Origin of the sequence: Chitinolyticbacter albus (assembly GCF_024437655.1) — a bacterium.
Lineage (GTDB): Bacteria > Pseudomonadota > Gammaproteobacteria > Burkholderiales > Chitinibacteraceae > Chitinolyticbacter > Chitinolyticbacter albus.
In genome coordinates, this window is sequence record NZ_JANBVF010000004.1 from 197,876 (window position 1) to 217,824 (window position 19,949).

Annotated in this window: 19 protein-coding genes; 4 read left to right on the top strand and 15 right to left on the bottom strand. The window is 57.7% G+C overall.

Translation table 11 applies throughout. The features are described from left to right. The 10 genes from NLI84_RS03490 to NLI84_RS03535 form a co-directional block, all read right to left on the bottom strand. Positions 1–4,758, bottom strand: a complete 4,758-nt coding sequence (locus NLI84_RS03490) for a pilus assembly protein (RefSeq protein WP_255988201.1) — start codon at positions 4,756–4,758, stop codon at positions 1–3. A 10-nt stretch (positions 4,759–4,768) separates the two neighbouring features. Further along, a complete protein-coding gene (locus tag NLI84_RS03495) occupies positions 4,769–5,308 on the bottom strand; it encodes a pilus assembly PilX family protein (RefSeq protein WP_255988202.1) in 540 nt (179 codons plus the stop codon). Continuing rightward, entirely contained in the window at positions 5,305–6,057 is a 753-nt protein-coding gene (locus NLI84_RS03500) for a PilW family protein (protein WP_255988203.1), read from the bottom strand. The genes NLI84_RS03495 and NLI84_RS03500 overlap by 4 nt, the downstream gene beginning before the upstream one ends. A 14-nt stretch (positions 6,058–6,071) precedes the next feature. After that, positions 6,072–6,704 (bottom strand): type IV pilus modification protein PilV, encoded by a 633-nt coding sequence (gene pilV / locus NLI84_RS03505; RefSeq protein ID WP_255988205.1) that lies wholly within the window; start codon positions 6,702–6,704, stop codon positions 6,072–6,074. Positions 6,705–6,737: 33 nt separating this feature from the next. Next, positions 6,738–7,262, bottom strand: coding sequence for a GspH/FimT family pseudopilin (locus tag NLI84_RS03510; RefSeq protein WP_255988207.1), 525 nt, complete (start codon positions 7,260–7,262; stop codon positions 6,738–6,740). A 188-nt stretch (positions 7,263–7,450) separates the two neighbouring features. Beyond that, positions 7,451–8,728: a glutamate-1-semialdehyde 2,1-aminomutase gene (gene hemL, locus NLI84_RS03515; RefSeq protein ID WP_255988209.1), complete on the bottom strand. Its 1,278-nt coding sequence runs from the start codon at positions 8,726–8,728 to the stop codon at positions 7,451–7,453. Between the two features lie 13 nt (positions 8,729–8,741). Then, positions 8,742–9,203 (bottom strand): CYTH domain-containing protein, encoded by a 462-nt coding sequence (locus NLI84_RS03520; protein WP_255988210.1) that lies wholly within the window; start codon positions 9,201–9,203, stop codon positions 8,742–8,744. A 30-nt stretch (positions 9,204–9,233) separates the two neighbouring features. After that, entirely contained in the window at positions 9,234–9,656 is a 423-nt protein-coding gene (locus tag NLI84_RS03525) for a CopD family protein (protein WP_255988211.1), read from the bottom strand. 8 nt (positions 9,657–9,664) lie between these two features. Continuing rightward, positions 9,665–10,522 carry a M48 family metallopeptidase gene (locus NLI84_RS03530; protein WP_255988212.1) on the bottom strand — a complete coding sequence of 286 codons (858 nt, stop codon included), beginning with the start codon at positions 10,520–10,522 and terminating at the stop codon, positions 9,665–9,667. A gap of 29 nt (positions 10,523–10,551) precedes the next feature. Further along, positions 10,552–10,716 (bottom strand): rubredoxin, encoded by a 165-nt coding sequence (locus tag NLI84_RS03535; RefSeq protein WP_255988213.1) that lies wholly within the window; start codon positions 10,714–10,716, stop codon positions 10,552–10,554. Between the two features lie 61 nt (positions 10,717–10,777). Here NLI84_RS03535 and thiD point away from each other — a divergent pair, with 61 nt between their 5' ends. From thiD to NLI84_RS03555, 4 genes are all read left to right on the top strand, one after another. Further along, positions 10,778–11,596, top strand: coding sequence for a bifunctional hydroxymethylpyrimidine kinase/phosphomethylpyrimidine kinase (gene thiD, locus NLI84_RS03540; RefSeq protein WP_255988215.1), 819 nt, complete (start codon positions 10,778–10,780; stop codon positions 11,594–11,596). Between the two features lie 227 nt (positions 11,597–11,823). Then, positions 11,824–12,741 carry an AraC family transcriptional regulator gene (locus NLI84_RS03545; RefSeq protein ID WP_255988216.1) on the top strand — a complete coding sequence of 306 codons (918 nt, stop codon included), beginning with the start codon at positions 11,824–11,826 and terminating at the stop codon, positions 12,739–12,741. 2 nt (positions 12,742–12,743) lie between these two features. After that, positions 12,744–13,322 (top strand): chloramphenicol phosphotransferase CPT family protein, encoded by a 579-nt coding sequence (locus NLI84_RS03550; RefSeq protein WP_255988217.1) that lies wholly within the window; start codon positions 12,744–12,746, stop codon positions 13,320–13,322. Between the two features lie 83 nt (positions 13,323–13,405). Next, entirely contained in the window at positions 13,406–13,909 is a 504-nt protein-coding gene (locus NLI84_RS03555) for a DUF1993 domain-containing protein (protein ID WP_255988218.1), read from the top strand. 41 nt (positions 13,910–13,950) lie between these two features. Here NLI84_RS03555 and NLI84_RS03560 read toward each other — a convergent pair whose 3' ends face one another. From NLI84_RS03560 to NLI84_RS03580, 5 genes are all read right to left on the bottom strand, one after another. Next, on the bottom strand, positions 13,951–14,478 hold the full coding sequence (locus NLI84_RS03560) for a M15 family metallopeptidase (RefSeq protein ID WP_255988219.1): 528 nt from the start codon (positions 14,476–14,478) through the stop codon (positions 13,951–13,953). 11 nt (positions 14,479–14,489) lie between these two features. Beyond that, positions 14,490–15,269: a glycine-rich domain-containing protein gene (locus NLI84_RS03565; RefSeq protein ID WP_255988220.1), complete on the bottom strand. Its 780-nt coding sequence runs from the start codon at positions 15,267–15,269 to the stop codon at positions 14,490–14,492. 7 nt (positions 15,270–15,276) lie between these two features. Beyond that, a complete protein-coding gene (parC, locus tag NLI84_RS03570; protein WP_255988222.1) occupies positions 15,277–17,646 on the bottom strand; it encodes a DNA topoisomerase IV subunit A in 2,370 nt (789 codons plus the stop codon). 101 nt (positions 17,647–17,747) lie between these two features. Next, the gene (locus NLI84_RS03575; protein ID WP_255988223.1) at positions 17,748–18,590 is read right to left on the bottom strand and encodes a transporter substrate-binding domain-containing protein; all 843 of its coding nucleotides are present in this window, start codon (positions 18,588–18,590) and stop codon (positions 17,748–17,750) included. 266 nt (positions 18,591–18,856) lie between these two features. Continuing rightward, positions 18,857–19,798 carry a pseudouridine synthase gene (locus tag NLI84_RS03580; protein ID WP_255988224.1) on the bottom strand — a complete coding sequence of 314 codons (942 nt, stop codon included), beginning with the start codon at positions 19,796–19,798 and terminating at the stop codon, positions 18,857–18,859. Positions 19,799–19,949 lie beyond the last annotated feature (151 nt).

Here is a 19,949-nt window from a genome sequence, read left to right on the forward strand (position 1 = left end):
TCATTGAATGATTTCCCGCCAATTCACAGGCGTAACCGTTCTGTTAAAATTCATACCTTGATTCTTACCACCATCACCCTGACCACCACCACCAGTAGCGTTTGCTGGAGGCGAGCCCGCACAAATCCCGCCATAGCAACGCCCCGCATCATTTGAATCACCGACGCCACCACCCGTGTCGATCACCCCACCGCCGCCAGTGTTGATACCTTGGCCGCGACCAGAAGTAGTGGAACCATCGGGAAGAAAAGCGTTAGTGGTATAACCGACATTCGTTAATCCAATCGATTTTCCGGAAGCGTCATAGACTTTGAAACGTGCGCGAGATTGCCCAGTCGAAGTGCCATAATCCAAAGCCAACGTGGTTAGGCTTCCATTTAATGTGCATTGTTCGGTCGATGACTCCAGATTCATGACGTCGAAAATCATGACGGCCTTCCCTATCCGGCGCGGCGTTCCTACTGCACGAGATCCCTGGCCAGTCTGGTTGCTTCTGTTGACCATATGCATATACCAGCCGTTGTTGTTTTTCCAATTCATCTCGCAAATTTTATCAGCGCAATTACTATCAGGTTTCATCACTACATAGCCTGAAACGTCGTTCAACGTAATTTGATCCCCCGAAGGTTTATCGGCGTTATAAGCATCGACTTCGGTCTGAGACATATATCCATAGGTGCGTTTCATCAACTCGCTTTGGGTAATTGTTTTTCCTTGATCCCGCAAGCCGTATATGGTGTTTACCGAATCTTCGCTGGCGCAGCTATTGTTCTTGTCGCAATCATCCATGAACTTGCCTGTGCCAAAGAAGACATAAATATCGTCTGGAGGAACTGCGTCGTCCGAAATGGGTGTGGATGCTACGCAGCCGGCTTCTGGATGTATTCCAACCCCTGGGAAATTCACTATCGGTTGGCGCTTGTTGTTTGGCCCCATAGCAGAGAATAGTGGTTTGGGATTGTTACTTGCGTCTTTCAGCGCGAATTTCCACTGCGTGGGATCTTTACTGCGCATATCAAATTTCCATAGATTGCCATACAGATCCCCTGCATAAATCAAGTCAGCTTTCTGGTCGCCGTTTCCGTCACAACGCCAAGCACTTTCAAGATCGACAAAGTTGACTGCGGACATACCATTCTTATCTGCTAACGAGCCTATTCCGGTATCAAATTTCAGATATCTTCCTGTCCAGTTCTTCGGAGTGCGTGATGGGCCTGCCATTTCCAGCAGGAAGAGCACTGCGTGCCCGTTGGTGCTGTTATAGCCGTTTCCCAATATGGCATACCACTTTCCGTTATTGGCTTGCAACATGGCTGCAGATCCGATTTGATAGCCCATGTCGCTATCGTCCAGATCGGAGAATTCCCAAAGTACATTGTTGGTCGTGGCTTCAGTAATATTTTCCGGCCTGGTTATATCGAGAGCAAACAGACCTTTTCCGCCAAAGCCCAACGTGCTGGTCAATACCGTTTTATAGTCGGTTGATGTCGTTTGAACATCGTTTACGGTTATTTTTCCATCGACATAGTACTCATGGTTGTATGTACGGCCGGTGAGCTTGGACAATTTTGGATAAACAATTCCAGGAACATAGGCAAACCGCTCCTGCCCCTGTTTGGTTGTATCGGTTTTTGAGGCATTGATGGCATGAAGCATGCCGTCATTGGCACCCACATACAAAGTAGGGCCCCGGCCTAGAACATTTTGCACGTGGACCTTATAGTCCGGATCGCTGCGATAATCGATATAAGGCACGTTTACATAATAGGGCGCTGAGGAGAGGATATCGCCAAAGTAGTTGCTGTTGTTTCCACTTTGTTGGCGAATTCTGAAATCATTGGTCGCAGTGCCTTCCTTTGCCTTGCTACCCCTTAGATAATCCACTCTATCCGACGCCAAAGAGTCTAGCGTACCGGAAGGGCCGGTATTCAAGTTCTGCCATTGAGTAGTAATGGAAGAGAGGCTATTGGTACGAAAGGCTACACCGACACCCGTGGCATTATTATGGGAAATAATAATTCTATTGTCCGGGGGCAGTAGCTTATCCTTGGTATTCCAAACTAAAGTGCCGAGATCTCTACCCGCAGGGTCATATTTGAATGCAGCAATTTCACTGGACCATTTATCAGCGGTATAAGCAGCACGGTACATCATGAGATCTTCGCCGACGGTATCACTTCCACCAGAAGCGCCAACTTGTGCGGTTGCTTTTGAGGTAGCGTCGATTTTAGCAAAGGCCTTGCCCAGCTGTTCTTCGAGCTTGAGCGGATTGACGACGAGAAAATAGTTGTCGGGAACTCCATCGCCGTCGCCATCCCATTCAGCGGAGTCATCAAGTTTATTCGAGTTGGCGCTGTTGTCGGCATCGTTATCAATAAAGCCACCATATTTAGCTACATACCATAAAGGTGACTTGAGGTCTTTCACTGCAGTCATATCTGCTGGCGAAAATGTGCGGCTGTCCGTTAGTGGTAATGCGCTGGTTGTATTTGGAGTATCCATCCAGAAATCGACGTCGGCAGCGGGGTCCGTTCCGGTATGCTGGCATGGGTTACCGGTCCCTATGGAAGGGTTTGCCGTATCACAATCTCGAACGACCAAATAAATACCATCGGTGGAACCAGTTCCTGACAATACATATCCCATATGCTGAATAATACCACCGGAAGCATATCGCGACTTTACATCCACCTTTACCTTATTCGCTGCATCCAACGTGACTTCGTATTCGGCAATAGCGTCCATATCATGGTCACCGCCATATTCCACATCTTCAAAATTGATGCGAAACTTGTAATAGGGCTTGCCTTTGATACGCCCGGTCACGGTATCGCTTGCCGCGTCGTAAGGAAATCCCGGCATGTTCAGAATCGTGTCGACGTAAAAGTCAACGATTTGATTGACAGGTTGATAAGCACCCGTTGGCGTAATGCCTGAACCATTAACGGATTTCGCAAACGGAATAATAGTTACCCGCTTTTCCGAGTCTGGAATAGGTACTTCGATCTTCGGCAACGGTGAAGCCAATGCAACCGAAAAAGTCGATACCACTTGGGTACCTGAAGCCGGATTAATATCGGTTGTACGCGCAAAGTTGGCGATGATGGGTGACGAATAACTGCCTTTTTTCCCCGGCTCTTCGGCAAGGCCTGTTATATTCCAAAACGAATTGATAGATTTACGCGTCGGCGCATCTTTATTCGCTATAGGGCAAGCTGCTTGGTTGTCCGGGCTACAAACATTACCCACGACTACATCTGCAGCTCCTTTAAACTCTTCATTCCACAAGCTTGAACCAATGCTTGCCAAATTAATCGCTTTTCCATTCAAGGACGGACTGGACAAGTTATCACCGTCCCATGAAGGATTGATATCTGCGATTACTGTAGCAAATGGCTTGGAACAGACATTATTCCCACTACTGCTGGCGTATGGATCCTTCCACGATGTCACCCGCGGCAGCCCAAGTGCATCGCCAACTGCATCATTAGAGAACGTGGAAGTCGCGCTCGACGCGCCGGAGAAATAGCGCATCGTCTCATACAACATTTCTCCAACGGGATTTCCCCACGGCTCGCAATTTCCATTGGTAAGTGGCGTGCTCGCAAAATTCCAGCCGCATTTGTAGATATAATCTGAGTCCCCCCAGGGAGTAGAATATTTCCCAAACCCTACAATACGAAGTGCGTTGAGTGACTTTACAATGCCATCCGTGTTGGTAAATTGCCCTGTGTCACCATTAATCTCGGCGTTAAATTTTCCGACTTCTTTGCGGAGTATTCCGCCGCGCAAATTATTGCTATAACTCCCAGTCAACAGGCCGAAGCGCATGTTGTCGGCATCACCATATTGCTGTAGTAAACCCGTGGGCTTATAGCTACTGCCGTATCTTTTGCAGTTAGATTCCAGGCCTATGCCTGAATCGCAAACTTTAACGCGCACTGTCATGTCAACTGGCGCCGGGCTGATGACCGTGCTGCCCAAGCTTGTTCCAGCAACGGGGCCTTCCCGACTCACCCAGTCCCAGATTCTGATGCTCTGGTTCGTTGTATAACGCAGTAAGGGTGGCTTACCATAACCACCGTTTGCTGAATCATAAACCGTCGTATTGGCAAATAAATGCCTGCGGCCTGAATTGGGCTGCGCGAGCGGGGTATAATCACTTATCTTGTAGCCATCTGCTGATTCGGCGTAATACTCTTTACCCCAGGAATGGGCATCTTGAGGAATATATGCGCGCTCAAGAATAGTGGCTGTGGTGCTATCGGTGGAGCGAGTGCCACCGTATAGCACTTTTCGTATCGCATCCATGCGCGACATGGTGAGGTAATTCAAGTAATCGCCACTCCAGCGTCCAGCTGTGGTGGTGGCACATTTCTTGTTTGAAGTTTCGGCAACCGGCTCGAATTGGTTATTTGCGTACTTGTAGCATTTGTACGAATCGAAGTAACCGTAATAATCGATTTTGAAATTGCCGCGCTGAGCTGCGGTTTGGCCGGGCTTCAGCATCCATCCCTTGTAGCCTACATCGACGTAGCCATCCCCATCGAGATCTGAAGCATCGTTATATGCCTCGTACCAGAGCTTATGGTCACGGCCCAACACCAGCATATTGAGCGGAGGAGCACTGCTCAGCGTTTGCAGTGGCCGATAGGGGTCTCTGCCATCCTGCTGGATAGCAAGTGCAAGTGCATCGGTGAAGATAAAGGATAGGCCTAAAGCAATGGCCGTTTGCTTGGTGAAATTATATTTATTCATGACATGATCCTCAGCTGTCACACGCTTTGACGACCGAACGTAATATCGAAGAACTCGAAGTATTGCCGCCTTTACCAAACGCAGTAATTTCGTAGTATGTGCAATCGTCACTACCAACTTTCAATTCCTTGATGACAAACCGAGGCTGCTCTGCGGAAGCGCCTGGGAATTTCGTTGCTATGCTTGCCCCACGACCACTGCAATCTTTGTCGACAGCGCAGCTTTTGGTTAGATTTTCACTCTTAATCCAGAAGGCAGGATTATCAAATTTTTCTGTATCGAAATCCTTGGCACATATTCCATTTGAGCATGTGTTGCTAGCGGGTGTGGCGATGAGCTCAGGATTGGCCAGGGTTCCACGGGCCTGGAATAAGGCAAATTCTGCAGCTTGAAAGGCCTGGCTGTAATTGCGATTGTTTCCTGATATCCGTTCATATACGGTTGCAGATCGGACTGCGTAGACCACAACCAATGTCAATACCAGCATGAATAAAATGCTGGTAATGAGGACAAAACCCAAGCTTCTTGTAGATCGCATGGCGTGGCTCACTTGTAGCGATTTCTCAGTTGGACTGTCGTGGTGAATGTGCGATACAGTCTGTTATCCGTTGCAGTTTTGGTCATTCCGCTGCAATCGAGATACTTCATCGCCTCCGGCGACAAGCGATCATTTTCAGACCGAAGTACGATACAGACGCGGGTCGCGTATACGTTCTTCCAATTGCTTACGGTGGCTGCGGCGACGTAATTATCGGCGACTTGATCGGCATTATTGTCAATGCCATATTGAACGTAATAATTGACAACATTGGCGGCAATAAGTCGTGCCGCTGTGCCGTCAATTTTTGAACAATATAGTGCGCCGTTGCTTAAATATAACTTATAAGGGTATATGGTGTCCTTGCTATTGCTGACATTCAATAACGGGTAGTCGGTGTCATTGCTTTCGTCACAACGCAAGATACTGCCGTCCGGATCTCCGGTAAAACGTACAAATAATTCATTGTTGGATTCGATAAGACTTTGTCCGACGGCAAACGGAGCGTCCGCGCCAAACGCAGTATCTTCGGGGGCGTTGGCGTAGATACCAGACCAGCTGCGATAGCCCGCTTGGCTTAAGAGACGACGATATAGGCCTATGACGTAATTACCTTCATCGCTAATGCGGCTTTGGGCAGTTTGCAAACGAAAGGATTGTTTGGTTTGTAGATAGGCGGATGCAATCGCAAAGGCAAGCAGTAGCGCCAGTGCCAAACCGATCATGAGCTCGATGATCGTAAAACCTCTCGAATGATGCATGGTGCAATATCCGGTTAGATGGGAGTGGCGAAATACTGGAGCACTGCGGTCGACTTGCCGTCGGAGGTGGCATTAACCTCCTGTTCTTGCCACCAGATTTTGATGACATAGGGGGCTTCGGCGAATTTTGCGGCGGTGGGCGCAAGGCAGCCTGTCTTAGTGGAAAAATCGGCTGCCGCTGGATCGAGGCTAGGTCCGCTGCTGGCTGGTTCGTTCGACAGGTCGTTATCGCGGCAAACTATGGCGCCACCCGTGCTGCCTACGGGAAGAGAGCTGGCGGCCAATTGCATCCAATTTGCCAGATCAGACATGGCTAGATTTGTCCCGGCGGTGTTCGCCGGGGCCGTGTAGCCACTTATCCAGTTGCAAGTGAAGACACCTGAACTGTTGGCGGTGCAAGCTATACGGGCGTAGTCCGGTGGGAACGGAATAATTGCACTTTTTTCGTCCTTCATGACCCCGCCTTCAATGGTGGTCTGCTTTGGAGAACGGTTCGTCCTGATGCGATCGGCCAAGTCATTCGCAAGGTCGCTGGCGATCGAGCGCCAGTAAGCATTCTGACTGTTTTTCATTGAGTACAGCTGGAGGCTAGCCAGTCCAAGGATGCCGATCGCGAGTATGACCAGCGAAACCAGGACTTCGATCATGATGATGCCGCTGTGCTTAACCATGGTCTTTACTCACGAACACACACTGCCAACGCTACGATTGACCCGGCTGGTCTTATCCAGGGTCACCACCCGGCGGCTCCGGCCTTCGTTGCAGAAGGTAAAGCTGACGTCTTTGCTGGCTTGGTTTAGTAGCGAGCGGAACCGGATATTGGTCGTCGTTGTTTCGCTGGGCGTAATCGAATCGACCGACTCCAGCGCGTTAATGATGCGCAGAATTTCATCGCCGGAGCTGTATGTGTCGTTGTTGTCGTTGTCGACGAATACCAGCCATCCGGTCTTCCAGTTTGGCGAATTGGAAACGCAGCTGGGCGATGCAGCTGCAGGATCACTGCTATTGCACAGGACGACCCTGGCGTTGCGTTTGATCGCTTCCGTACGTGCTAGCAACATGCTGGTCAGCATCTCTTCGGAGGCGCTAGCGAGCCGGCTATCCTGGATCATGCCACGGAAAGAGGGTGTCGCGATGCCCAGGATGATGCTAATCAGCGCGACCACGAGCATGGCCTCGATGAGGGTGAAACCGGTTTGCCGCATGGTGCGTCCTTCGCATTTTTGGCATCAGTATGTACTAATACTATCGACGGCTCAAAACAACGAAGGCAAGCGATCCTGACAAGCGTGCGGGGAATGGCAAGTGAGTGGTAGCAGGGCTACTCGTTTCGCACAGGGCCGCGAAAATTGCTGAAGCCTTCTTAGTAGGGACTACTACTTACAGAAGTGAATCAGATTCTGCTGAGCGCCTGTTTTGTGGCGACGAATGTGGTTTCCAGGTCGGTTTGTTCATGCCGTGCTGACACAAATCCGGCTTCGAACGCCGATGGCGCGAGATACACCCCCTCGCTCAGCATCGCGTGGAAGAAAGTATTGAAACGGGTACGGTCGCTGGCCATCACATCGGCGTAGCTGTGCGGTAGCTGCGCGCAGAAATAGATGCCGAACATGCCTCCCACGGCCTGTGCGCTGAAGGGAACGTGAGCGGCGCACGCGGCAGCAGTCAACCCCTCAGTTAGCGCTCGGGTATTGTCCGACAGTTGTTCGAAGAAGCCGGGCTTGGCGATTTCAGCCAGGGTGGCAAGGCCGGCGGCTACCGCGATAGGGTTGCCCGACAGCGTACCAGCCTGGTACACCGGGCCAAGCGGGGCCAGCTTGGCCATGATGTCTGCGCGACCGCCGAAGGCGGCGAGCGGCATGCCGCCACCGACCACTTTGCCCAGGCAGGTCAGGTCAGGTCGGATGCCATGCAACCCTTGTGCGCACTGTAAGCCTACCCGGAACCCGGTCATTACTTCGTCGTAGATCAACAATGCGCCGTGCCGCTCGGTAAGCCCACGCATGGCAGCGACGAATTCCGGCGTGGCTTGCACCAGGTTCATGTTTCCGGCTATGGGTTCGACGATGATGGCGGCAATCTGGTCGCCCTGTTCTGCGAACAACTGCTCCAATGCCGCGACATCGTTGTAAGGCAGCACCAGAGTGTCTGCGGCAACGGCGGCGGGTACGCCGGCGCTCGATGGGTTGCCAAAGGTCAAGAGGCCGGAACCGGCTTTGACCAACAGGCTGTCTGCATGGCCGTGATAGCAACCCTCGAACTTCACCAGCTTGTCGCGGCCGGTATAGCCGCGTGCCAGACGGATCGCGCTCATCGTCGCCTCGGTGCCGCTGGAAACCAGACGCACCTGATCCATGCTGGGCAACAGCGCGCACAACAGGTCAGCCAGGTCCACTTCGGCAGCGGTGGGCGCACCGAACGACAGGCCGTTGCGCAGTGCTTTTTCCACGGCTTCGATCACCGCCGGGTGGGCATGGCCGAGGATCAGCGGTCCCCACGAACCGACATAGTCGATATAGCGTTTGCCGTCCGCATCCCATACGTAGGCGCCCTCACCCCGCTCGAAGAACCGCGGGGTGCCCCCGACCGAGCCGAAGGCGCGCACCGGCGAGTTCACCCCGCCCGGAATATGGCGTTGCGCGGCATCGAACAGGGTTTGATTACGGCTCATGGCGTGCTCCGGATTACCAGTGGGTATAGGGGTGGGTGGACAGGTTGCTGTTGAAATATCGGGTGTCGTGTGAGACCTCGTTGCCCAGCCAGTCGGGCCGCACGTAGGCTTCGTCGACGTGGCTGAGCTCGATCTCGGCGACGATCAGCCCGATGTTGTCGCCGTCAAATTCGTCGATTTCCCAGGTATGGCCGGCGTGTTCGACCAGATGCCGGGTCTTGTCGAGCCGTTGCGGGCATAGCTTGAGCAGCGCTTCGGCATCCGCCAGCGGGATCTCGTATTCGAACTCGGCGCGGGCAATGCCATCGTTCCTGCCCTTGATGGTCAGAAAACCCTGTTCACCCTTCAGTCGCACGCGCACGGTGCGTTCGGGGTCGGTGCAAAGATAACCCTGGCCGATACGGATGCTGCGGCTGACGCGATCGCGCCAGGTATCGGCGCGGACCAAGAATTTGCGTTCGATTTCGACGCTCATCGTGCTTCCCTTGATTGGCTTGGGGATGGATCAGAAGGGTTTGACCACGACCAGGATCACTACGGCGAACAGCACCAGCACCGGGAATTCATTGAACCAGCGAAACCAGACGTGGCTATGGCGGTTGCGTCCGGTGGCGAAGTCGCGATAGAGCTGCCAGCACCAGCCGTGGTAGCCGACCAGCAGCGCCACCAGCAGCAGCTTGGCGTGCATCCAGCGCCAGCCGGCGCCGGCGTAGAAGCCATAGTAGGCCCACGTCCACAGGCCGAAGCCGATGGCCAGCACCGCGAGCGGCGTCATAAAGCGCAGCAGCTTGCGCTCCATCAGCTGCAGGCGCTCACGGGTCGCCGCATCTTCAGTCATCGCGTGGTTGACGAACAACCGTGGCAGATAGAACAGCCCGGCGAACCAGCTGGTGACGAAGATGATATGCAGTGCCTTGACCCAGAGCATTGCTTGCCTTACGACTTGTTTGACTTCTTGGCAGCAGGCGCCGATTTGCGCGCGGCATCGTACAGCGGCTGCACGGCGGGGATCTTGGCCTGCAGATCGCGGATACGGGTCTGGCTTGAAGGGTGGGTGGAGAGGAACTCCGGCGGGGTGCCGCCGCCTGCAGTGGCCATCTTCTGCCAGAGCGTTACCGCTGCCTGCGGGTTGTAGCCGGCGCGGGCGGCCAGCTCCAGCCCAATGGTGTCGGCCTCGGATTCGTGTTCGCGGCTGTTGGGCAGGCTGTAGGCCACGTCGGTGACCTGATTGGCCAGCTGCAGGTAGTCGTCGTAGTTCTTGCCCGTGAGTATGGACAGGCCCAGCGAGATGCCGCTGAAAGCCAGCTGCTTGTTGTATTCGCTGCTCATGCGTTCGCGCGCGTGCTCGCGCAACGCGTGGGCGATCTCGTGGCCCATGATCTGGGCGATTTCATCGTCGCTGAGCGCGAGCTTGGTGATGATGCCCGAATAGAACATGATCTTGCCGCCTGCCATGCAATAGGCGTTGAGCTGATCGCTCTGCTCGACGTTCACTTCCCACGGCCACTTGAGCGCATCGGGGCGATAGACCGCTGTCTGCGGGATCAGCCGGTCGGCGATGGTCCGCACGCGACCGACCATCTTGCTGTCGGTATTGAGCTTGTTGGCCTGCTTGGCCTTGGCCAGCGCGTCGTGGTACGACTCCGCCGACATCTCGTCGACCTGCTGGGCGGACAACAGCGTGCTCATCGACTGCTTGCGGTTCACTCCCACGCTGCCGCTGCCGGTGGTATTCACCTGCTGGCAGGCCGTCAATACGCCCGCAATGAGGACGGTGATCAACAGTTTCTTCATGGGCGTGACTCCTTGGTTCATATTCTGGTTCAGATTTCGACCATCTCGAAATCGTCCTTGCGTGCGCCGCAATCCGGGCAGGTCCAGTTCATCGGTACGTCATTCCAGGCGGTGCCTGGCGTAATTCCATCTTCGGGACGGCCTTCTGCTTCGTCATAAATGAAACCGCAAATCAAGCACATGTATTTTTTCATCGGGGAAGCTCCGGGCACTGGTTTAGAATCGGATTCTACCTTATCCCTTACGGCCGCCGCGATGCGCCCCACCCCGCCCCTTGTCCTCGTCTTTGCTGCCAATGATCCCAGCGCGGGCACCGGCCTTGCCGCCGACCTGATCACGCTGGCGTCGCTTGGCTGTCATGCGCTGCCGGTGGTCACCGCGCTCACGGTGCAAGACACCGCCGGCCTGCATGAAGTTCAGGCGATCGAGGCCGACTGGGTCGACGAGCAGGCCCGCCTGGTGCTGGAAGACATGCAGGTTGACGCGATCAAAGTGGGCCTCACCGGCAGCATAGAGAACCTCACCGTCATTGCCGAGATCGTTGCCGATTACCCGGACGTGCCGCTGATTCTCGACCCGGTACTGGAACATAGCCAGCGTGATGACTATTCCACCGACGAATTCACCGCAGCGATCCGCGACATGCTGTTGCCGCATACGCTGGTCATGGTGACCAACAGCCGCAAGGCACGCCGGCTGGGGTCGGACGACGCCGAGGAGCAGGACGATCTGCCGCTCGATGCTGCGGCCAGCCGCCTGATCGGCTGTGGCTGCGAGTACGTGCTGATCACCGGGGCGCATGAACAGACCAGCAAGGTGAGCAACACACTGTATTCTGCCAACGGCCGCGTGCGCAGCGATCACTGGGATCGATTGCCCGGCCGCTTCCACGGCTCGGGCGCCACCTTGTCGGCGGCGCTGGCCGGCGCGCTCGCCAGCGGCGTCGAACTGCCTACGGCGGTGCGCGATGCGCAGGAATATGTGTGGCAGACGCTGGTGAACGCCTACCGGCCCGGCATGGGCCAGCTGGTACCCGATCGCATGTTCTGGGCGCGCGGCGACGAGGCGCAATAGCGGCGTTCGTCGTGCCGCAGGCCGTCCATCGCCCTGACACGGCCAGTAACGCGCCGGGGGGCCCGGATGATGATCTATGCAAAGTAAGCATGGAGAACGCCAACGCAAGCGATTTTTGCCACACTTGCGGACATGGCGGTTCGACGCTGCAAATTGGGGCAACTTTGCGCCAAGATAATTGATCCAATCAGCCCGCTGCTGGCTTGCAGCTTACTCTTGCCGACAACATGAACGCCCCAAATCCTCTCCTGGCCCCCGCGCCCTGCCCGCGGCTGGAGCGCGCGATCAATCGCATGGTGCGTGATCTGGCGGCGCCATTGACGTTAGCCGATCTCGCCGAAGCCGCTCACTATTCGCCGTGGTACTTGGTGCGCCGTTTCCAGGCGCACTACCAGACCACGCCGCAGGCCTTCTTGTGGCGCCTGCGTCTGGAAGTCGCCGCTTCGCTGCTGCACTGGGCGCCGCGCATGCCGATCAGCGAGGTGGCACTGGCGGTGGGCTTTTCGTCCGCCGCCACCTTCAGCCGGGCGTTTAACCGCACCTACGGCTTCACTCCCAGTGCCTGGCGCCGTGGCACGCCGCCGGCGCGCGAATGGCTCAGGCGCAATCTGGGGCCGATTTCCTACCAACCCGGCGAAGAGATCGTCGGCACCGATGCCGACTTCAACTGGTCGTTCACCGAGGTGGCGACCCGCATTTCAGTGGAGGAATGGCCGGCGGCGCGCATGTTGACCGTGCGTGAGGTCGGTGACTACGGCCGGCATCTGGAGAACCTGTTCCTTGAACTGGAACGCCAATGCCAGCAGCACCAGATTCCCCAACCGGACGAGCGCTTCGGCCTGATCTGGAGCGATCCGGCAACGACACCTGCCGGGCGCCGCCGCTACGACGCGGCGTTTCCAATCGGCCCGCAGGTGCGGATACCCCGCGGTATGGGCGAATACCGCCTGCCGGCCGGGCGCTGGGCCGTGTTCCACCACAGCGGCCTCTCCGACGACATCGGGCCGCGTTGGCGCGACCTGATGCTGACCTGGTTGCCGCAGACGGGGCTGGTACCCGATCCTTCCCGGCCACGGCTGGAGCATTATTACGAATACGGTCGTCGCGACGGCCGCTATGACCTGTGCCTGCCGCTGATGGGCTGACGATGCCCCAGGTCATCGTGCTCAATGGCTGCAGCAGCGCCGGCAAGAGTACGCTGGCGCGGGCCCTGCAGCAGGCGCTGCCCGAACAGTACCTGAATTTTTCGATCGATAGCGTGCTCTACGCATTACCTGCGGAAGACCTCGTGCTGATGCAGCGCGGCGAGCCGATTCGGCGTCGTGGCTACGACTGGAATGCGCTGGTTCGTGGCTATCACTACGCGCTGCCGTCGTTGCTACAGGCGGGTCTCAAGCTCATCGTCGACAATGCCTGGTGCGATCGCGAGGAGATCCGCGAGCTGCTGACCGAGCTTGCCGGCTATTCGGTGTTGCTGGTCGGCATGCATTGCGATCCCGTGCTTGCCGCAGCCCGTGAAACCGCTCGCGGCGACCGGGCACCCGGGCTTTCCGCATGGGAAGGCCCGCGTGTGCATGCGCATTTCTGCTACGACATCGAAATCGACGGTGCGTGGCCAATCGATCAACTGGTCGCCGTATTGATGGCTGCGTTACAGTCCGGGCGTGGCTGGCATGGTGCCCACGAAACGCTGGCGCGGCTGGAAATGGCAGGCGGACCGGCTTGAACCAGGCCGGATGCACCTCCATCTAGCGGAAAGCCGGTTACCACCGGTCTTCCCCGGATTTTCCCCCTGATGAGGAGTCTGCCGTGAGCCTTTCCTATTACCAGCTGTCCATCCCCGTGTTTGTACGCATGCTGGGCAACCTATCCGCCTTGCTCGACAAGGCGACTGCCTTCTGTAGCGAACGCAACGTCGACCAGGGTGTGCTGCTGTCGGCCCGGCTGGCACCGGATATGTTTCCGCTGGTGAAACAGGTGCAGATCGCCACCGATCAGGCCAAGGCCGTGGGCTTCCGCCTGGCCGGCATGGAGCCGTTGAAGTTCGATGATACCGAGACGCGGATCGATGAACTCAAGGCGCGGATCTCTGCTACGATCACCTATCTGCAGACCATCCCCGAGCAGGCGCTGGATAACGCGCCAAACCAGACGGTGGTGATGCCCTGGATGCCGGATCATCCGATGAAGGGCGATTTCTACCTGCAGCACTTCGTGATTCCCAACGTCTACTTCCATGTCTCGATGGCCTACGCCATCCTGCGGCACAACGGTGGGCAGATCGGCAAGGCTGACTATATCGGCGAGATTTGATCCGCGCGGGGCTCTGCGAAGCCGGCATATGCCGGCTTTTTTCATGCGAGCTGCGTGGGCCGAAAACACCAGTGCCAGGGCTCGTACACATAGCCGTAGGGGTTGTCGCGCGGGAATGAGAGCGCGAAGCCGAAACGCTGCGCGTTGTGCGCCAGCCAGTGATAGGCCTCGGTGGTTTCGAATGCCTCCTCGACCACGGGACCACCGGGCGTGTAGATATCGATGGCGCGGCCGGTATGGTGCTCGCTGCAGCCGGGGGGGGCCAGCACCTGCAGGATGGTCGCGATAGTCTGGCCCATGTCGAGCTTGCGGCGTATCAGCTCCACCTGGCGCTGCGTGCCGCGATATGCCGAGGCGATGCGCAGCACGATGCCATCGTCGAGCGCGGCCTGCCGCATCGCATGCCAGGCCGCGGCCGCAGCCGGGGTGAGCTGCCAGACGCGGCCATCATCGGCAATTTCCGCATCGATCAGCGATTCGGCTTCGTCGTAGAGGCGCAACTGCTTTTCAGCGATCACCTGCTCGGCGATTCCGAGTTCTGCCCAGATCTGCCGCAGCACCGGGTTCATCGTGCCTTCCATCAATCGCTACCTCCGCCGCCACATCCGCTACCGCACCCACTGCCGGTATCGTTGCTGGTGTCGCTGCTGTCACCAGCGCAGCTGCTGCGGCTATCCATGTCGTTGTAGCTGTTGTAGCTGTAGTCGCGGTGGTCATTGTCGCTACCGGAGTGGCTGGGGTCGCTACCGATACCTTCCGTGTCGCTCCGCCAGTTGTCCACCAGATCGCTGCCACAGTACGGCGTAGTGGCACTGCCATCACCACGCTCACCGCAATGCATGGTGTAGTGGTAGCCCCCAGCAATGCCAAGCAACGCATCGATGCTGAACAGCAGCGGCAAACGGTTCGGCGCGTGCGGGTTCAGTCCTTCATCCTGGCAGGCAAGGACCCAGGTTCGACGGATGGCGTAATCCTGTTGGCGGGCACCGGCCATGCTGCTGGCGGGCGTATGGTGCAGGAAGCGTCCCAGCGTCGCTTTGCAGAACCGCTGGTACTCGCGGGTGTGCAGGATGAACTGGTGCCAGTAGTCGTCGACCAGCTGAGACGGCATGGCCACCCGCTGCGGGCCGGCGGCGCCGTTGATGCGGAAGAACTGGCGCAGCGCGGCCTCTACCTTGAGGAGCGCTTTGCCATCGAGCGTGGCCGCGCCGTGTTGTTGTTGCAGCTTGGTGCGTATCGCGGCCGGGAACACATAACCGTTGATGGCGTCGATGCGTTGCCTTTGTCGCCGTCGCCTGTGCCATCGCCAGCCCAGATAGGCGGCAACGAGCAGCAGTGCAATCAGCAGCAGCGTGAACATGGCTGCCTCAGAACCCGGGGAACTTCAGCCCGGCGTTGATCGGCTTGCCCTTGCGCGCCCGCTTGCCGACGTAGGGCGCCATTTCGTTGGCGTCCAGCGTCAGCTCGGTCACCTTGCCGCCGCGGCCAGTGCCGGTGAGCTTCAGCGTTTGGCCATCGCATACGGTGATCGCGGCCAGCTGGTCCTTGTCGTCCAGCGCCATAGTGATCACGCCACGGCCTCCGCCGGTGAGCTGCTTGAATTCGCCGTAGGCAAACAGATGCAATTTGCCGGCCTTGGAAAGACAGGCGACCAGCGATGTTTCACGTGGAACGAAGGGGGCAATTTTGAGTAGCGTTTCGCTCGGCTCCAGCGAGATGAAGGCCTTGCCAGCCTTCTGCCTGGAGAGCAGATTCTCGAACTGGCAGGCGAAACCGTAGCCGGCAGAATTGGCGACCACCACCCATTCATCGTTGCGCGCAGTCAACAGTTGCACGATGCGGCTCTTGGCGGCGAGCTCGACCAGCGTGGTCACCGGCACGCCGTCACCACGCCCACCCGGCACGATGGACGCCTGTATGGTGTAGACGCGCCCATCGGTGGCGATCAATGCAACGGCGTCGATCGTCCGGCATTCGATTGCTGCGAGCAGCGTATCGCCGTCCTTGAAAGTGAGGTTCTGCAGGTCGAGGCCATGACCCTGGCGCGACCGGACCCAGCCCTTTTCCGACAGGATCAGCGTGGTTGGCTCATCGACGACGGCGACGTCGAGCACTGCCTTTTCGGCTTCCTCGATCAGCGTGCGGCGCGGGTCGGCAAACTTCTTTCGGTCGGCCTCGATTTCCTTGATGACGAGCTTTTGCATCGCCTGAGGATTGCCCAGCAGGTGTTCGAGATCCGCTTTCTCGGTTTGCAGTGCTGCGAGTTCCTGCTCGATCTTGATGCCTTCGAGCCGCGCCAATTGGCGCAGACGAATTTCAAGGATGTCCTCGGCCTGGCGATCGCTCAGATTGAAGCGCGCGATCAGCGCCGGTTTGGGCTCGTCGCTCTCGCGGATGCTGCGGATCACCTCGTCGATATTGAGGAAGACGATCATCCGCCCTTCCAGAATATGGATGCGGTCGTTAACCTTGCCGAGGCGGTATTCGGTGCGGCGAGTGACGGTGACGAAGCGGAAATCGATCCATTCGGCCAAGAAATCACGCAGCGATTTCTGACCCGGGCGCCCATCGCGGCCTATGGTGACGAGGTTGAGCGGCAAGTTGGTTTCGAGCGAGGTGTGCGCAAGCAGCACCGTCATCAGCTCGTCGGATTTCTGCCGTGACGACTTGGGCTCGAACACCAGTCGTACCGGCTGGTCCTTGCCGGATTCATCGCGCACGCGATCGAGCAGTGACAGCACCAGTTGCTTGGTCTGCACCTGTTCCTGGCTCAGCGCCTTCTTGCCTTTCTTGACCTTGGGGTTGGTCAGCTCCTCGATCTCTTCGAGCACGCGTTGCGAGGAAGTGCCCTGCGGCAGCTCGGTGACGATGACCTGCCACTGTCCACGCGCCAGCTCTTCGACGATCCAGCGCGCACGCACCTTGAGGCTTCCGCGGCCCGTTTCGTAGGCGGATTGGATGTCGCGCTGGGACGAGATGATCTGGCCGCCACCTGGCAGGTCCGGGCCCTTCACGTACTGCATCAACTCGGCGACGTTCAGTGCTGGGTTCTTGATCAAGGCAATGGCTGCGTCGGCGACTTCACCCAGATTGTGCGACGGGATTTCGGTGGCCATGCCGACCGCAATGCCCGAGGCTCCGTTCAGCAACAACATCGGCAAGCGTGCCGGCAGCAGCACGGGCTCTTCGAAGGCGCCGTCGTAGTTGGGAACGAAATCGGTGGTGCCGGCATCGAGCTCGCCCAGCAGCAGCTCGGCGATCGGCGTCAGCCGCGCTTCGGTGTAACGCATCGCCGCGGCACCATCGCCATCGCGCGAACCGAAGTTGCCATGACCATCGATCAGCGGGTAGCGCAGCGAGAAACTCTGTGCGATCCGCACCAGTGCATCGTAGGCGGACTGATCACCGTGCGGGTGGAACTTGCCCAGTACCTCGCCGACAATACGTGCCGACTTCACCGGCTTGGCGCCGGCCGCCAGCCCCAATCCGTGCATGGTGTAAAGCACGCGCCGCTGCACCGGTTTCTGGCCGTCCTCGATTTGCGGCAGTGCGCGGCTCTTTACCACGCTCATCGCGTATTCGAGATAACTCTTCTCGGCATACAGGCCCAGCTGCACCGATTCACCATCGTCGGGTTCGGTGGTGGAATCCTCGGCGCTGACATAGCGGCGATTGCCGCCATCGTGGCTAGTGGGGAGTGCGACTTCGGGTTCGAGCAGGTCTTCGATTTCGGACATGGGTAGGACTGTAGTGCGGATCAGCCCGCATTGTAGCCCGATGCCGAGCGCTGTTTCACCGATGGCGGTGTTTCACGTGAAACACCGCCGCGGTGTGGCGTTTACAGCACGCGGAACACGAAGTAACGGTTCTGCAGTTCACCGTAAGTCGGGCTGGAAATCAGTTTTTGCAGCGCGGTGTTCAATTCGTCGCGCAGCGCTTTCTGGTTCTGCGCGAGTGCAATGGCTTCACCCTGGCCCAGCCACTTGCTGCCTTGCACCTTGTTGCCGACGAGTTCGAACGATTTGGCGTTTTCGGGGTTACGCACGAAATCGGCCAGTACCGCGCTATCGCCGAATGCGATCTGTACCTCGCCCGCCTTGAGGCCGGCAAACACGTCTTCGGCCGAAGGGTAGCGCTTGACCTTGATGCCGGCCGGCTCCAGCTCGTGCTTCACATAATCATCGAAAGTGGTATCCGATGGCACGCCCACCGTGTGCTCGCGGATGCGCTCGGCGGTGATCACTGGCCAGATGATGTGTTCGGACTTGGCCGCGATATACGCTCCCGGCACGCGGGTGTAGATATCGGTGAACAGCACTTTTTGCTGGCGTTCCGGCGTGATCGACATCGACGCGATGATGGCGTCGGCCTCGCCCTTCTGTAGCGCGGGGATCAGCTCGTCCCAGCCGTAACGCTTGAACTCGCAACGGGCCTTGATCTGGGCGCACAGCGCGTTGGCGACATCGACGTTGAACCCGACCAGTTGCTGCTTGGCGTTGATGTATTCGAAGGGTGGGTATTTTCCTTCCAGGGCGACCCGCAGGGTGCGGGTCGGAGCCGCTGCGGACTGGCTTTCGGCGGCTTGGGCCTGCTTGATCGCAGGTTTGGTGTCCAGCAGGTGGAAGACTCCACCTATGGCCAAAGCGGCGGCTACGGCGCCGCCGATCAGGGTCTTGCTCATCCTCTATTCCTTCTTGTGTTTCGCTGCGATGTTGGCAGCGGTGGGCTTTTAAGCTACCGGGGCCGGATGGGCATGGTGAGCGCGGAAGGCACCGTGGTGCGGGGTCTATCGCAACCGCGGCGCCATGGTACTAAAACCTTAGTCCGCTCAGACTAAGGGTAAACGCGTATCCCGCCGGAATGGTCGATTCTGGGGCGTGAACGGTGTGCGCTGCACCATTTTTGCGTGTTAATACGGGTTAAGGCTGTTTGCGACGCAGCAAGAACTCAGGCAGGCAGTGCTGGAAGCTCGGGCGTGGGCCAGGCCAAATCGCGCGGACTGCGGAAATGCCGCGGCTCGCCGCTGATGGGATCGGTGAAGGAAATCGCGCGCGCCAGCAGTTTGAGCGGGCGACTGAAATCGTCGTCCTTGGTGATGCTGGTGAGCACCGGGTACCAGGGATCATGGGCGATGCCGATACCCAGCCCTCCCAGATGGGCGCGCAACTGGTGCTTCTTGCCGGTGGCGGGCTTGAGGCGATAGCGCCCCCAGTCTCCCTGGCGTTCGAGCAACTCGACCTCAGTAATGGCATTGGGCTCGCCGCTCACCGCGATCATCTGGAAGCGATTGGCCGGGTCTTCCTCCAGCCGATTGGCGATGCGCGTCGGCAGTGCCAGGTCGGCGCGGAATGGTGCGATCGCCTCGTATTCCTTCTGCACTTCGCGCGCGGCGAACAGCTGTTGATACGCGCCGCGGCTGTCGGGATCGGCACAGAACAGCATGATGCCCGCGGTCTCGCGATCGAGCCGGTGGATGGGCGTGAGCTGTGGCATATCAAGCTTGTGCCGCAGGCGAGATAGCAGCGTCTCGAACAAGTGATTGCCGGCGGGTACGCAGGTGAGGAAATGCGGCTTGTCGGCAACGACGAGGTAATCGTCGCGATAGAGGATGGTTTCCTCGAACGGGATTTTGCGCTCGACAGGCACCTGCCGGTAGTACCACAGCCGCGCCTTGGGGCGGTACGGCGTGTGTTCATGAAAGGGCTGGCCCACATCATCGACCAGATCACCGCGTGCCAGCCGGCCGCGCAGCTCTTCCTCGCCCAGCATGGGAAAACGCTCGACGAGAAACGCCAGTACCGTCGGCCATTGCCCGCCGGGTGGCATGTTGATGAAGCTGGGATTGACGCCGTTGACCACGGGTAGCGGCGCGTCGGATAGATCGAGCATGAACCATAACAAGCGCAAAAGCCGCGATTGTACGGTATCGGATCAGGCATTGAACGCCGGCTGCCGGTTGGTCTGGCTGTATCTTTTTCTGTCCGGACGGATGGCAACCTTGCCCGCGCGTTTGTGGCTTGCCAGTGCCCGGCAGGCCATC